18 protein-coding genes are annotated in these 15095 nt (G+C 60.5%); 9 read left to right on the top strand and 9 right to left on the bottom strand.

Going from position 1 to position 15095, the window contains the following annotated elements:
- Positions 1–3 precede the first annotated feature (3 nt).
- The 8 genes from AC1Z3V_RS01585 to AC1Z3V_RS01620 form a co-directional block, all read right to left on the bottom strand.
- Positions 4–1260 (bottom strand): cation:proton antiporter, encoded by a 1257-nt coding sequence (locus AC1Z3V_RS01585; protein WP_483496831.1) that lies wholly within the window; start codon positions 1258–1260, stop codon positions 4–6.
- A gap of 48 nt (positions 1261–1308) precedes the next feature.
- Complete coding sequence (locus AC1Z3V_RS01590; protein WP_483496832.1) at positions 1309–1887, bottom strand: adenylyl-sulfate kinase; 579 nt, start codon at positions 1885–1887, stop codon at positions 1309–1311.
- A 24-nt stretch (positions 1888–1911) separates the two neighbouring features.
- Positions 1912–4092, bottom strand: a complete 2181-nt coding sequence (locus AC1Z3V_RS01595; protein WP_483496833.1) for a pyruvate kinase — start codon at positions 4090–4092, stop codon at positions 1912–1914.
- A gap of 98 nt (positions 4093–4190) precedes the next feature.
- Complete coding sequence (locus tag AC1Z3V_RS01600) at positions 4191–5195, bottom strand: hypothetical protein (protein ID WP_483496834.1); 1005 nt, start codon at positions 5193–5195, stop codon at positions 4191–4193.
- Positions 5196–5221: 26 nt separating this feature from the next.
- Positions 5222–6070, bottom strand: coding sequence for a hypothetical protein (locus AC1Z3V_RS01605; protein ID WP_483496835.1), 849 nt, complete (start codon positions 6068–6070; stop codon positions 5222–5224).
- 11 nt (positions 6071–6081) lie between these two features.
- Complete coding sequence (locus AC1Z3V_RS01610) at positions 6082–7374, bottom strand: O-antigen ligase family protein (RefSeq protein WP_483496836.1); 1293 nt, start codon at positions 7372–7374, stop codon at positions 6082–6084.
- Positions 7375–7782: 408 nt separating this feature from the next.
- A complete protein-coding gene (locus tag AC1Z3V_RS01615; RefSeq protein ID WP_483496838.1) occupies positions 7783–8574 on the bottom strand; it encodes a LuxR C-terminal-related transcriptional regulator in 792 nt (263 codons plus the stop codon).
- A 397-nt stretch (positions 8575–8971) separates the two neighbouring features.
- The gene (locus AC1Z3V_RS01620; RefSeq protein ID WP_483496840.1) at positions 8972–9214 is read right to left on the bottom strand and encodes a hypothetical protein; all 243 of its coding nucleotides are present in this window, start codon (positions 9212–9214) and stop codon (positions 8972–8974) included.
- Between the two features lie 302 nt (positions 9215–9516).
- Here AC1Z3V_RS01620 and AC1Z3V_RS01625 point away from each other — a divergent pair, with 302 nt between their 5' ends.
- From AC1Z3V_RS01625 to AC1Z3V_RS01665, 9 genes are all read left to right on the top strand, one after another.
- A complete protein-coding gene (locus AC1Z3V_RS01625; protein ID WP_483496841.1) occupies positions 9517–9801 on the top strand; it encodes a DUF1236 domain-containing protein in 285 nt (94 codons plus the stop codon).
- A gap of 31 nt (positions 9802–9832) precedes the next feature.
- Positions 9833–9988: a DUF3309 family protein gene (locus tag AC1Z3V_RS01630; protein WP_429810102.1), complete on the top strand. Its 156-nt coding sequence runs from the start codon at positions 9833–9835 to the stop codon at positions 9986–9988.
- The gene (locus AC1Z3V_RS01635) at positions 9989–11020 is read left to right on the top strand and encodes a DNA topoisomerase IB (RefSeq protein WP_483496842.1); all 1032 of its coding nucleotides are present in this window, start codon (positions 9989–9991) and stop codon (positions 11018–11020) included. It begins immediately after the preceding gene.
- 188 nt (positions 11021–11208) lie between these two features.
- Positions 11209–11520 carry a four-helix bundle copper-binding protein gene (locus tag AC1Z3V_RS01640; protein WP_483499509.1) on the top strand — a complete coding sequence of 104 codons (312 nt, stop codon included), beginning with the start codon at positions 11209–11211 and terminating at the stop codon, positions 11518–11520.
- 193 nt (positions 11521–11713) lie between these two features.
- Positions 11714–11914 (top strand): hypothetical protein, encoded by a 201-nt coding sequence (locus AC1Z3V_RS01645; RefSeq protein WP_483496843.1) that lies wholly within the window; start codon positions 11714–11716, stop codon positions 11912–11914.
- Between the two features lie 108 nt (positions 11915–12022).
- Positions 12023–12328 (top strand): hypothetical protein, encoded by a 306-nt coding sequence (locus AC1Z3V_RS01650; RefSeq protein ID WP_483496844.1) that lies wholly within the window; start codon positions 12023–12025, stop codon positions 12326–12328.
- Between the two features lie 60 nt (positions 12329–12388).
- Positions 12389–12601 (top strand): hypothetical protein, encoded by a 213-nt coding sequence (locus AC1Z3V_RS01655; RefSeq protein ID WP_483496845.1) that lies wholly within the window; start codon positions 12389–12391, stop codon positions 12599–12601.
- Positions 12602–12797: 196 nt separating this feature from the next.
- Entirely contained in the window at positions 12798–13397 is a 600-nt protein-coding gene (locus AC1Z3V_RS01660; RefSeq protein WP_483496846.1) for a hypothetical protein, read from the top strand.
- 278 nt (positions 13398–13675) lie between these two features.
- Positions 13676–13915, top strand: a complete 240-nt coding sequence (locus tag AC1Z3V_RS01665) for a hypothetical protein (RefSeq protein ID WP_483496847.1) — start codon at positions 13676–13678, stop codon at positions 13913–13915.
- 20 nt (positions 13916–13935) lie between these two features.
- On the opposite strand, the gene AC1Z3V_RS01670 is transcribed toward AC1Z3V_RS01665, so the two are convergent.
- Positions 13936–15018: a PAS domain S-box protein gene (locus AC1Z3V_RS01670; RefSeq protein ID WP_483496849.1), complete on the bottom strand. Its 1083-nt coding sequence runs from the start codon at positions 15016–15018 to the stop codon at positions 13936–13938.
- Positions 15019–15095: the final 77 nt, after the last annotated feature.

Raw genomic sequence — 15095 nt, forward strand, 5'->3', positions numbered from 1 at the left:
CTTTCACTCGGCCGGCGATCCGGCCAATCCGGCAAAGACTTTCGGATTGCGCACGAGCCGCCAACGCAACCACAGCCCGGTGGCAAACGAGGTCAGGATCGAGGCAAGCACCAGGGCCGTGAACATGCGGCCGTCGATGATGCCTGCCGCATAGGCTACGCTGGCGAGCACGATGCCCGGCCCGCCGCGCGTGTTCATGGAGATGCCGTAATCCAGTGCTCTCGCCCAGTCGCAGTCGGCGGCTCTTGCGGCAAGAGTGCAACTCACGAGCTTGATGGTCGTGCTCATGCCGATGAACAGAACGGTCAGCCCGGCATCGAACTCATGTGCGAGATTGAGCCGCTGTCCTACGAGCGCAAAGTAGATCGGGACGAAGAACCAGATCGCGATGTCGGCGATGTGCTGCTTGACGGGAGCGAGGTGTCGCGACGGAAACCGCGCCATGACCAGGCCCGCAACAAGCGCTGCGAAAACGATGTTCACGTTCAAAAGGCTCGCGCCGGCGACGAAGATCAGGCACAGCAGCATCGTATAGCCGGTAAAAGGCGCTTCACTGAATTTGCCGATCATCCATCGGCGAAGTGCCCTTACCACCGCCGGTGCGAAAAACAGGGAGGCGAGCACGAAACCGAGCGTTATGGCGACCACGCGCCCGATGCCGGCCGCGCTCGCCGCCTCGCCATGCTGGACCGCAGTGGCGACGGCGAGGATCGTCCAGAGGATGAGATCCTGAATCGTGGCTGCCCCGATGACGTTGCGCGCGAAGGGCGTTCCCATCAGGCCGAGGTCGAGAAATATCCGCGAGATGACCGGGATCGACGTCACGGCGGCAGCTATCCCCATAACCAGCTTGAAGGCGAAGGGATCACCACGCTGGGTGTCTGCGAACAGCGAGGCGCTCGCATAACCGAGCACGAACGGGATCATCAGCGCGCCAACCACCAGGGCGACCACGATGCGGCCGGCAGCCCCACCGCCCTCTGCCTGAACCTTGAAGCCCGCCGTGAACATCAGGAGGACGAGGCCGAACCAATAGAAGGCCGTCAGCAGCGCGGACTGCGCCGGAAAGGCAGCGAACAGCCATTCATGCGCTTCGGGCGAAATCGTACCAAGCACCGATGGGCCAAGGACGATACCGCCGGCTATCTCGCCAATGACCCGGGGCATCTTCAGGCGCTCAAACAGGTGACCGCCGCCCAGCGCTCCGATAAGCAGCAGCACCAGCGACAGGAAGAAACGCGCGGTTTCGGAATCGCTCATGACGCAGCCTCAAATGCCGGCGCCCGGTGAACCATGCGGCTGCGGATATCACGCACGACCGTCAATCCGGGTGTAGGTGGCGACGACGCGGGCTGCGAGCTCATCAAGCGAATAGAGTTCCGTATCGAGGACGAAATCAGGGTTCTCCGGTGGCCTGTAGGTGGTGTTGTAGCCGATCAGGGTATCGATCTCGCCGCGCATGGCCTTGCCGTAGAGCCCCTTCGGATCCCTCTCGGCGCAGCCCTGGATCGAACAGGCGACGTAGCCGGTCGTCAGGTTTCTGACATTCTTGCGAACATATTCGCGCGCGTCTTCACCGGCCGTCAGAGCCGCGACGACCACATTGAGGCCGGCCTCAGCCGCCTTGTTCGCCAGATGCGCGAGAATAGAAACGACATGTAGTCGGCTTTCTGCCCCGAAGCCAAGCTTTGCGCCGAAGAAGCCGCGGACCTCGTCACCATCGAAGAGAATGGCGGGGATCCCGGCCATCCTCAAATCGGCGACGACCCGTGTCGCAAGCGTCGTCTTGCCCGCCGACGTCGGTCCGAGCAGCCACAGTACCGTTCCAGCCTGTAGCGAAGCGCGCGGATGCCGCGTATCGGGCTGTAGATGCGTCCTTCCCTGCACGGTCTATCCTCCCCTGTGCTGCAGCTATTCCTGGAACAGCGCTCGTTTCATCATCAATTCGGCCCGAACGACGTCCTGCACTTCGGAGCGCATCATCCAGTTCGGCAACGCTTCACCAGCCTTCAAGGCGCGCCGGATTTCCGTGCCGCTGATCGGTTTGGCTGTTCCGCAGGCGCTCAAGTCGACATAGCGCTCGGACTGGGTGTCGTAGCCGACGGCATCGAAGAAAATCGGTTCGATACCGATATCTCCCAGTTCCTCGAAGAGTTCGCGACCCGCATTTGCCCCGTAGAAGTCGCCGACGCCTGAGTGATCGCGCCCGACAATGATATGGCTGCAGCCCATGTTCTTGCGGCAAAGCGCGGTAAAGACTGCCTCGCGGGGACCGGCAAATCGCGGATAGGTGATGAAGCTTGCCAGCACCACCTTGCCCGGCGGATAGATGCCGTAGTCCAGCATCGCCTGATAGCCGTCGAGGATCACGTGCGGCAGAAAATCTCCGCGCTTGGTATGGCCGACGATCGGGTTGACCAACAGGCCGTCGGCATAGGTCCGTTCCAGGGCCTCGAGCTGAATCATTTCGTGACCGCGATGGACGAGATTGCGGCTATGGAATGCCACCACCCGGGTCCAGCCCTTGTGCGCAAAAACCGTCCGCAATTGCGAAGGGGTCAGATCATAGCGTCGCCAGGGCAAGGCCAGCGGCTGCACCAGTGTGACATGACCAGCGAGGAAATGACCGCCGCGCGTCAGCACGCGAACAACGCCTGGGTGTTCGCGGGACTCGGTGCCGAACCATTTGCGCGCCAGAAGCTCCGGCGGGAATTCGTAGGTTTCGGACACATCGAGCACGGAATGCGGCGACCCGTCTTGCGTGGTCAAGAGGACCCGATCGCCCTTGGCGTAGCGGATCGCCGTTTCTTTCGGCACGGCGAGCAGAATCGGCATCGTCCAGATCGGCCCGCCGGGCAGACGCTTTTCTTCCAGCACGCTCTCCAGGCAGGCCCGATCCATGAAACCGCGCAGCGGCGAGAAGGTGCCGCGGCAAATCTGCTCGACGTCGGTCAATTCCTCGTCAGCGACCCTGATCGTCGGCAAATGCTTGATGTCGGGGATTTCGACCGGGCCCGGTGCCTGACAGACAAGGCGCCCGCCATGCGGCTCGACACCAGGCATCAGTGCCGAAGGGCGGACGCGGATGGGGCGCCCGCCATTGTTCGTGTTCCGCAAGAATTGCTGGGCGACCTTTGTTACCATCCGCGCGCAATTGACCGGATATTGACCGATTGCGGTTTCCGCCGCCAGAACGAGGCCATCGGCGCCATCCGCCAGGGTGTTGTAGATGTCATTGACCTCGGCGCGCGTGGGCGTCGGTGCGCTGGTCATCGATTCAAGCAGGTTCGTCGCGACATAGGCTTTGGCGCCGTGCGCCTTTGCCTGGCTGATGATCATCTTCTGTATGGCGGGGATTTGCTCGATCGGAACTTCGCGGGAGAGATCGCCGCGGTCGATGAGGATCGCCTCAGATTTTTCAGCGATCGCCGCCAGATGACGCAGTCCGCTGAGGCACTCTATCTTGGAAATGATGGTCGCGTCGCTGCCGGCATGCGAGCGGATCACGTCCACGTCGGAGGCGCGATGGGCGAAGGAAAGCGCGAAGTGGCGGATTCCCATTCGCCGGCCGATGGCGATCGCGGCGACATCCTTCGCGGTGAGCGGCGGCATTTCGATCGTTCGCTGAACCGTCACCGCCTTGTTCTGCCCGATCTCCCCACCGTTCAGAACCCGAAGCACGACCTCGCCGTCGCGCTTCTCGACAACCTGGGACAGGACAGCGTTGAAGTCGATGCTGACGAAATCGCCGACTTCGAGCTTGTTGACGATATAGGGCGGGTAGAGGCTGATGGCGGACTGGTTTCCCGTGACCGGTCGGGCATGCGCGGTCAGGAACCGATTTTCTCGTACCGTCACCTTGCCGTCGGCAAATGGCCCGGTACGAACCTGGGCCCCTTCCGTATCCAGGCAAAGCGGCACAGACGTGCGCTGCTTGATGTAGCCGATGATCCGCTCGATATCCTCGACCTTCGTGTGGGAAAGATTGAGGCGCAGCAGCGACGTGCCTGTTCTTTCCAACCAATGGATCACCCTGTCATTGAGTGATGCGGGACCCAGGGTGCAAAGGAGCTCGACGTGTCTGGCTTTCATGGCTTTTACCTTCGGTCGGGTTCAAATGGGTTGAAGGTCATGCGCGCGCTCGTCTCGTGTTTGACCTGGCGCATCTCGAGCAGCCGGCTGCGATCGCGTCACAGCTCGTCATCGGAAAAGCGGGCAACGTCCGGGTGGGCACTGATCCACTGTCGGCGGGCCTTGTTCCAATAGGCACGGGCCTCAATGCCGGTCAGCAGAACAAAGCCGTCGGGCGGAAGCGGCAGTTCCGGCGGAATCGGATCGTCCGGGAGCCACAGAAGCGTATTGCCGTGGCTTTCAAACACTCTTTGCCAGGTTCGCTCCAATCGCCGAAATCCTCGCATCTTTGCGGAGGAAAACGCGAAAACCGAATTGGTAATTTTCAGTTTCGGAGAGACCTCGGACGCTTTGACGGGGGATTGATGCGTTATGTCCCCTTTGGCCAGGAAGGCCTGCATCCGGATCAGCGACCGATCGATCGTCACCACTTCTTCGCGCCCGTCGCGATCATTCGATGCCGGGTCGAGACTCACGCCTGAAAAACAGCCGTCGAACAGGCAATCCTCAATGACGCCCCCGAGAAGGTAATCGTCTTCCACGGCATCGTCCCGAATCTCGCTCAGCCAGCAGCTTTTGAGATGAAAGCCGCTCGCCTGGTCGGTGAAGCGGATGCCATCCCAGCAGCGGCGCGCCCGCACACCTTCGATCGTCGGTCGTGTCGTTCCATCTCTGATGAGCAAGCCGGCACTGTTGCAATAGGTGTGCGCCCAGTCCGACTGAAGCGGCACTTCGCCGTTGATGCGGCCGCCGACGAAATGAACGCCGGGGCAATTGCGAAGGACGATCGGATAGGGATTGACCGGCTGCATGCCGATGTCGCAGCCGAGGACCGCGTTCGGAGCCGCGTTCCGGCTGTTGGCAACAGTGAAGAGGGCCCGTCTGGCATCGACGGTGGTTTCGGGCGGAAGGTCGCGAATGGTTTTCTGTGCATAGCCGTATTCGCCACTTAGCACGATGCGTGCGCCATCCAAGTCGTCTTCATCGACCGAAGTCTGCCGGTCATTCGTGACGCCCGAACCGGTTAACAATGCGAGGGCGGGACCGGCGCCGGCGAGGCGCATGAATGACCGTCGATCGAGTTTCACGTTCAGCGGCTCCCCGGTTCGATGGTTCTTTGTCTGCGCTCATAGGTCAGAAGCACGGCCTGCAGCGTCTTGTCCGCCACCTCCTCGGGCGAGGCCGAAGCGCTCATGTCCACGACGGCAAGCATGGGCATGCTATGCGCCGCGTTCTGTCGTCTCCAGAGGTCGGCAGCGATCGTGCAATAGGCGCGTTCCGCCTTGGTCCAGAGCGCCCCCTCGCCCGTCGGAGCTTGCCGCTGAAGGCGAGAAGCGCGATCGTCCCTGCTTCGAATCCGATTTCGCGCAAGTTCGATGCCGCCGCGCAATTCGACGAAGACGATGTCGTCGAGCCCGATTGCGGCCATGATATCCAGCCAGTGCTCGGAGGTACCTCTGTGACGGCTCTTCAGCAGAACGGACCAGAACCCCTGCAGCAGCCCCTGATCCAAGACCGTGACCTTGTCGCCCCTTGATCGCTCGTCGGCCATATAGGCGGCGACCGACCAGAGACACCAGGTCCAACGCAGGAGGTCGGCAGGCGCCTCCTGCCCGTCTTCGGCAACGAACTTTGCAATGCGCGATGCTATCGAGCGAAAGTCGCTGTGGCGCAGTCTTGGCAGGACGAGGTTCAGGCGATTGAATTGTCGCGCGACGAGCGCCTTGTCTTCCCATGTCGTCCTTTTTTCGTCGACGACGGCGCCAGCGCTTCGCAGTCGTTCAGCCAACAGGCGGGAAGCCGTGGTCTTGCCGATGCCCGGAAGACCGAAGAATTCAATGAAACGAATGCCTGCCGGCAGCGCGTCGCCGCCGACGCTTCGCGGTTCGCCACCAGCCATCGCACCCGGCCTCTTCGAAGCCGCCGGATCCAGATCCATGCCGGCCACTCTCATATCTCCAATGTCCGCGCCGCGGCCGGCATCGGCCGGTCGTAAGTCACCCGGCTCCGGTCTACCTCTGCTGGCACCGGCGATCGCTGCATGCTGCGATAGGCGATCAGCAGCGCGAGCGGGATCCAGAAGAATGGCGCCGTCGACGGGCCGAAAGAATTGCTCATCTGGTTTGCCACCAGATAGTTCCAGACACAGACCGCCGATCCGAGCAGCATGACATTGGAGACGGTCGCATGCCTGCTCTCGCCTTGCCCCATCAGAGTGGGAACCACGGCACTGACGAGAAATATGACGACGAGCAGCACCATGATTGTGATCAGTCCGACGCCCGGCACGCCGAGGGTGCGGAAATACTCGATGAACAGGTTGTGGCTATGGGGAGCGATATCGCCGATCGGTTGACCCGCGCCGACGCCCGTGAACGGATGCGCGAGACCCAGGTTGATCGAGATGGTCCAAAGCCGTTCGCGCGACACCATGGAGTGAGCCTCGCCGCCGGACACCTGGGTCATCAACAGCCGATATGCCCGCGGATTGAGGGATTGCAGGATGACCAGCGCCATCTGGAGCGCCACTGGTGCCGCTATCACGCCGGCGACGACCGTCAGGGGCCGCTGTCGTCTCACCGCGAGATAGATTGCATACAAGGCGAAGAAGAGGCCGAGCCCGATGACACCGACGACGAAATTGGTTTTGGAGCCTGATTTCACCAGGCCAAGAAGTACGGCGACCATACAACCGGCAAGGAGCAATCGGTGTTTGCGGGTCGTGACCAAGCGGGCAGCGACAAGGGGCAGGCCGGCCGAAAGCGCGATGCCCAACTGATTTGAATGCTTGAAGTAGCCTTCCGCCCTGTCGGCGAACCTGCCTCCACCGAGGCCGCCAACGACGAGGCACGCCGTTGCGACACTCATGACGACCATTGCCGTCACCAGCCGGTCGAGCAAAACCTGACCATTCGGCCTGGTGGACAGGGCAGCAACCGCCGGGATCGTGGCGAAACCGAAGATCTGCGCGAAGATTGCTCGCATGGCCCGCATCGGATTGTCGGCGTGGAGCATCGACAACAGGGACAGAACGATGATCAGGGCCGCGGTGGTGAGCAATGCCGTCGCCAAGGTCGCCTCGGTGCGGTGAATGCGCTTTCCCAGCTCGCCATACGATGCCACGCCGACGACGGCGCAAAACAGCGCCAGCAGGAAGGAAAGCGATCCATCCGTTCCGGCAATCCGCGTGGCGCCCGGAAACCAGATCGACGCAATCAGCAGGAGGAGAGAGATTTGAAGCAATGATCGCTCGAGCGATGATGACGCATGGCTCGATCAAGCAAGATACTTGCGAGCCGGTATTGCGTTGCGGGAAAGGATCTTCAGAGTGCCAGACCTTCGCGGCGGCCAACGGCTCACGCTGAGTTGTGAGCGAGAATATCTTGAGTTCGAAAGGAAATTTTTAGTATGCTGCCGCACTGCAGGTGAGTATTCCCTGCATTTCCAGTGCGTTTCTTTTTTCGGCGCCGATCGGATACCAACGTAACCTCACGCGCACTCGGCTGGACGAGCTGAACTCTTACAATAGACGGAAGCCTTTACTTATGCAAGCGACGTACCTCGACCCGGTCCGGGTGGGCCTAAAACACCGAGGCCATGGGTCTTCGTTCTTGGTCCCGCGCCAAGGGCAGCGTCCAGCGACACGTCCAGTCAGCGATACCGCTGGTTGATGCCCTCGACTGGCGGATCCGCAGGGAACAGATCGTTTATCTTGTAGGCGACCTCGGTCCTGTTCGTCGCCTTTATCTTCTTCATGATATTGCGGATATGAACCTTGACGGTGCTTTCGCGCAGATTGAGCTCATAGGCGATGATCTTGTTGGCCTTTCCACGTCGCAGGGCTTCGACCACTTCCGCCTGGCGCGCCGTGAACATTCCGGCGAGCGGACGCGCGGCCGTGCTGCCCGTTTCCAGCAACTGGCGCATGGCGAACACACTGCTGGCAGGAACGAATGTGCCACCGGCCAAAGCAAGGTAGACAGCCTCTATGCACACATCGATGCTGACGGAGGACGGAATGTAGCCCTTCGCCCCGCATTCAAGCGCCTTCATGATCTGGCTAAGTTCGTCTGTGTCTGCCAGGACGATAACGGGCGCCGGCTCAAAATCCGACGACAACCTGCGAATTTCTTCGGCGACGGCCGGCTCAGAAATTCTTCTCCCGCCGATGTCCAGCAGGATCGCGGACAGTTGAGGCCATTGGCTGTGTCGCTGTCTCCACTCCTCGATTGATCCAAAGGCCAGCACACGCAGCTCCGCCTTGTGGGCGACGATGCTCTGCGCCAGGCATTGTCGGTCAAGCGCGCGACCGTCGATGATAACCAGCAGGCGCTCCCGTTGTGGTGCTGCCTCCGGGCCCGCTTCGACGGTTTCGAAATGTTTACCGGACAAGTGGAAGGTATCGTTAGCTAATTGCTTCCCATTCGACTTTTTTAAGATCATAATTACATTTCCCCCAGACCCGAAAATATTCAACCCACGATTCGCAATGAAACCACCAGGGCTGCGCTATCAGGTCATAAAAATACTTCGGTTTATACTTGGAGATCGGTCCACCACATTAACTTGACAGAGACTCTCCGCTAAAAATTTTTACGAAACGCGTTTACTCTACAACAACCAATATATTAGAGACTACTGCAAAAGGCGTCTCCAGAATACGATCAAATTGGGGTGTTGCGGATGAAAAAGGAAGTAGTTGCTCCGTGTCCTCTACTTTGAAATAGGTATCGAACATCATACCTAAGGAGTATGCAGCCAAAGAAGTCGAGCTGAGTTCGTGACACGGGGTTCGACAGGAGCGCCTGCTCTTTCAGAGAGATGCTCTGGTGATGCCAACTCAGTGCCGCGTATTGCTTTTGGAAACGAACTTGGCGTGCGCCACTGCAGGTTCCAAGGGCGTGCGCATGGCGGCGACATAGTCGTCGGTCAGCTCCAGCAAGGCCATGGCGATTTCGTCCCAGGACCACCCTGCATGTTCGGCGAATTCCGTCAGGAGCCGAAATTGATCGCTCATTGCCAACTGACATTCGAAGTCACGTCCGGCACCAGCGTCGACGTTCGTTTCGATCGTTTTCACCATTGGTTCCTCCTATTCGATAAATAAACTCGGAGGACGACGACGGGTTCCGGGCGAAGTTGAAGGCATCGGTCGCCATCCGGCGAACAGGACCCGTGGCTGAAGTTCGAAAGGCGAGACGTTTCCCGCAGATAGGCTGCGGAGATGCAGTCGCTGACAATCGTGATCTCGAAACCCCGTGCGGCGCGACGGACGCACGGATGAAGGCGGTCGCCACCTTACTCGTCCGGCCTACTGCTATCGGCTGCATTTCGGAACCATTCTCGCAATCGTCGGTTAGTCCACACCAGTTAGGAGGCTTGATCATGAAGAAAATAATCCTGGCAAGTTTGTTCGCGGGCCTGTCCTTCGGTGGTGTCGCCGTCGCGCAGACCGCAACCGTCGTCGTGCCCGGTGAAGTCAAGACCTACGTTCTTGAGCAGAGCAGCCCTTCGGTCGTCTATCAGGGCGACCTGGTCGTCGGCACCCGCCTTCCCGATACCGTCGAGATCCATACGATCCCAAATCAGCCTGCCTACGGCTACGTGGTGCTCAATGACCGTAGAGTGCTGATCAACCCGCAGACCCGTGAAGTCATCGAAGTCTGGTGATTCAAGGAGCGAATAGCGGAAGGACTGAAAGATGCTTGGAACCGTACTGCTGATCATTCTGATTCTGCTGCTGGTCGGCGCTTTTCCCGCGTGGCCCTATTCTGCGAATTGGGGCTACGGCCCGTCCGGCCTGTTCGGCGTTCTGGTCGTCGTACTGGTGGTGCTCCTGTTGATGGGGCGGGTCTGATTGGGCACAGGCCAGAGCGTGACACCGGCTGAGCACGACCTTGTCTATGTTTCCGACAAGGAACCGGGCTACAGCCGGTCGCGCATCGGGAACGGCTTTTGTTATCGACGCCCGAACGGCGAACCCTTGAAAGACCCCAGTATCATCGAGCGCATTGAAGCGCTTGGATTGCCACCAGCCTACGAACATGTGTGGATTTGTTTGAACAAGAACGGCCACCTTCAGGCGACCGGCTACGATGCGCGCGGCCGGAAACAATATCGCTACCACGATGCCTGGCAGGAATTGCGAAGCCGCGCCAAATACGACCAGCTTCCTGCCTTTGCCAAAGCACTGCCGCGGATGCGCCGAACGATGCGCGAGCATATGAGCGGGCCGATCGACGATCCGGTTACAATTCTTGCCACGCTGGCTGCGCTGCTCGATCAGGCACCGCTTCGCATCGGGAGTGCCAACTATGTCGAGCAGAACGGCAGCTACGGCGCCGTCACGCTTCTCAAGCGGCATCTCAAGATTCGCGACGATTGCATCGAACTGAACTTCAGGGGCAAGGGCGGGCAGCGTATCCGCAGACGCCTGCGCAATCCCAGACTGCAACGAATTCTGGAGGAAATTGCTGAACTTCCAGGGAGACAACTCTTTGTTTGCGTGGGGCCTAACGGCAAGGCACAACCGATCGAGTCCGGCCGTTTCAATCGCTACCTCGCCGAGATCGCCGGCACCCAGATCTCCGCCAAGACCTTCAGAACTTGGGCGGGAAGCGTTGCTGCCTTTGCCGTCGCGCGACAAGCCCTCAACGAAGGCAGGCGCCCGACAATCAAGCAAATGTGCGAAGCGGCAGCAAACGTCCTTCACAACACACCCGCCGTCTGCCGCAAGAGCTATGTCCATCCCGCCGTGCTTGCTCTTTCGCATCCTGGCGAAACAATCCCGAAAGGCGGCGCCAACCCGAAGCCTGTTGCGGGACTTCGGGCGGACGAAGCCCAGTTCGTCCGATTTCTAAGACGGCGCCGCTCGAGGAAGAGCAGATAGGTCCATGGGCGGCTTCAAGAGGCCACCTTAGCGCGTCGCGTGCCCGGGCGACGCAATGGCGGGCTTGCGCCCACATCGGGAACCTTTCCTGTCGGCGCTTGGTTCAACAGGGGAGCACGCGAAACATTTCCCCCATGATAGATGCCCAACAGGAGGACGGAACGATGTACGACAACCCGATGTCCGAGATGAACGAATGCATCGACGATTGCCTCGTTTGCCATCGTGAATGCTTGGACACCGCCATGCAACGGTGCATCGAACTCGGGGGAAAACATGTGGAACCGCGGCATCTTCGGCTCATTCTCTCCTGTTCCGAGCTATGCCAGGCGTCAGCCCGGTTGATGATGATTGGCACCGACCACCACCGGCAAGTCTGCCGGATTTGCGCGGACCTCTGCCAAGAGTGCGCGGATGATTGCATGCATCTTGGTAACATGGAAAGTTGCGTCGAAGCGTGTCGGCGCTGCGCCGAAAGCTGCCGCAGAATGGCAGCATGAGGCCTGACGTATCCGCTTCAGTGCCCCATTGGGCAGCAAAAGCAACTGGACCTAAAAAGGGCACCGCAAGCGTAAATCGATTTCGGTGATCCCGCCTATCCAAAGCCGCGTTGGCGAGGCATGGCGAAAATCCTCTCACGGGAACAAAATCGCGGGGCGCAAGTTGGATGGGGCTTCTCCAGGAGAAACCCCCATGAACCCCAACGGGCAAGATCGAAGCGCAGTCATCCGCCCACAGGAGATGGCGATGCTGCAAGACGTGCTCAATCAACTGTTGAGAGAGAAGAACATTTCGCCCGCGGACGCGCGCGCGCAAACCCTTGCGGCGCGCGTCATCGAACTGTTTCGATCGGGCGTCCGCGATCCGGAGGCGCTCAAGCTCATGGCCGGATAACAACGAAGCTCAATCGCAGCATTCCGGCTGCACGCTATCCCCTGCGAAATCAAAGCCCGGGAACCAATTGCGCGTAGGCCGGTTCGGCTGCCGGAGGAGTGCACGGTGATGCGCAAGGAAACGGCAACGCTCGATGCGGAACAGCATAACCAGTCATATCTCGATGTAGATGCGGATGCACATCCGCTCGAAGACCAATTGGCAATGTTGCGGCAAATGACGAAAGAGCTCGAACACGAGATCGACGACATCCTTGCGGAAGCAAGCGAAGTCGTTGGCGTGGCTCCCGCCATGAACCGCTCCGAGGTGATCAAAGCGCTCGTTGCCGACGATCGGAAGAAGCTTCTCCGCCTGCAATCCTACCTGGCGAGGCTGGAGGAACGTGTGAGCCGCGAGGCGATCAATTCCGATTGACCGTTGCTCGCGACAGCGCTTGTTGCCGAAGGCCCTCGCCTCTCGTCCGCGGAGGTAGAAATGCCCATGTTGTTGCGTTTTCTCTTTTGGCATCTGTCGTCCGGCTTCCTGCTGGGCGCCATCACCGCCCTGGTGATCGTCGCCCAAAATCCGGAGGCGCTTGGCCATAGCGGCTCAATCGAACCCGTGGCCCTCTTCATGCAGATCTTCGCCTTCGGCGCCTCGTTCGCCATGGGCAGTCTCGGCACGGCGTTGATGGGAAAGATCGACTGACCGACACGACGACCGCCTCTCGTTACCGGGAATCCTTGGGCCATCTAATCCGCCCGACCGTAGCCGCCCCGCTACGTCTGACCCGGAACCAGAGACCAACCGACCGGAACCAAAGAAATAACAGTCGGTTGGGCCACGAGAATTTGCGGAGTTTCTGGCTGAGCCAGTGCCGCCGGCAGCGATAAGGAGGTTTCGAATGCAAACGGTGACAGGATTGTTCGACGACTACGCCGACGCACGCGCAGCGGTCACTGAGATGGAGCAGGCGGGCGTTCCCTCCGAGAACATAAGCATCATCGCCAATAATGTGGGCGGTCGGCATGCGGGCGAAAGCCGCGCTGTCGAGGGTGCTGGAACTGGAGCAGCCGTCGGCGCGGTCACCGGAGGCACTCTCGGACTGTTGGCGGGCCTTGGTTTGATGGCCATTCCAGGGATCGGTCCCGTCGTTGCCGCCGGTTGGCTGGCAGCGACGCTTGCAGGGGCCGCCGCCGGCGCCGTTTCCATCGGCGCGGTGGGCGGCATCATCGGCGGGCTGATTGATGCCGGCGTTTATGAAGAGGACGCGCATTTCTACGCGGAGGGGATACGCCGTGGCGGCACACTGGTGATTGCCCGCGTTCTCGACGAACCGATGGCCTACCGCGTTCAGGCTATCCTCGGGCGGGCGAGCGTGGACCCCGCAGAGCGCCGCGCCGACTACGAGCAGACGGGCTGGGAACGTTTCGATGAGGCTGGCAGACCTTGGACGAACGGGGAAATAGATGCCGAACGGGATCGGCTGCGGCCGCGCCCCTGATGGCGCAATCCCGGCAAGCACCGGCTGATTGCAGCCCGGGGTACACACCGACTTCGTCAAGACAAGGTCTCGACCCTTCGGGCGGAACGACCGCCCCCATGTCTCAATAATGCATCGGGGGATCCTGTCCGGCGTCGAAACCTCAGGATTGTCGCGCTCCAAGGCTTCCGGGAGGGAACAAAATGGACGTTGGAACACTTGGGCGCTGACGCAGCGCCACGGGTCGGCGTGGGTTGCGAACCGCAAACACCGACGTCGCACGACACCAGGAGATCGAGATGGCACAGCACCAGCCCGCTTCCCATGGAAGCAAACCGTCTGCACCTGCCAAACGAGGGCGCGCCAAGATCATCAATCCGTCGGAGGCCGTTTATTACGGCCATTACGACCTTGCGGAATTCATTGCGAAATACGGTTTGACGCCTCTGGTCGCACGCGAGATTTTCGGCCGTGTCGGGCCGGCGCGCAGTGATCTCGACAAATTCATGAACGAGCGCCGCCAGCACCTCGCTGAGTGACTGCGCGAGCCGCAGAGCCGCTATGCCCCATCGGTCGGGCGCGGCTCAATGGCGGCCTGGTGTGGCTCCAGGAATTGATCCGCCGGTCCTGCCAATCGCCACCGGAGCATTCCGTCGCCGCAGAGAATGTCCACGGTCGCGTTCAACGCCTGCGCAACGCTGCGCCTGAGCACAACTGCGCCGAAGCCGGTTTGCGGAAAGCTCGGGCTTTTGCTTCCCGGTGCCACCCGCTCTTCCCATGTGATCGAGAAGCCCCGGATCGGACCCCGTTCGGCGAGCGCCCATTGCACGGAGATCGCTCCGGTTCGCTCTTTCAGGACGCCGTTGTGCAGCGAATTCAGTGCCAATTCGTGGATCGCCATGCCGAGGTTCTCGATCGCGACTGGCGCCAACGCAAGGGAGGGGCCGGCGATCTCATAGGTATCGCCCGGATGAAAGGGCGCCATTTGCGTCTCGACGAGACCACCGAGATCAACCCCCTTCCAGTCGGCGGACGCAATCAGATCGTGGGAGGCTGCCAGTGCCCAGATACGCTCCTCGATCCGCTTTTGGAATGTGGCTGCATTGGATGCCTCACTGCCGCTCTGCCTGATCATCGCAAGGATGATGGCGTACTGGTTGCGAACCCGGTGGTTCACCTCACGCAGGAGAAGGCGAATGCGCCGTTCCTTCTCTTTGTTCGATGTAATGTCGCGGGCGACCACCGATGCGCCCACGATCTTGCCCACGCCGTTTCGAATGGGCGAGACTGTCAGCGACACGGAAACATAACTTCCGTCCTTGCGCTGCCGTACCGTCTCGAACGGGTCGATCCGCTCTCCCCGTCCCAGGCGATCGAGCAGCCTCCACTCCTCGCCGTGCAGATGCGGCGGGATAATGGTGAGGATCGATTGCGCCATCATCTCCTCGGCCATGTACCCGAACAGCCGCTCCGCGGCTCCGTTCCATGTGCGCACAGTGCCGTCCAGATCTTTGCTGATAATCGCATCGAAGGACGACTCCACGATCGCAGCCAACCTGGCCCGAAGGACATCGTCGGCGACTGCGTCCTCATCGAAGGGGCGTGACGGCATCGGACTGCTCGCTTCCGACCGGGCATTCATTGGCGGATTCGTGTTGCCCGGCCCAGCAAGTACGTCCCAACTCTCAAAATGTTCCGCTCTGCGGAAGCTCAAAACCA

It is taken from the genome of Ensifer sp. 38_S197 (genome assembly GCF_056924495.1).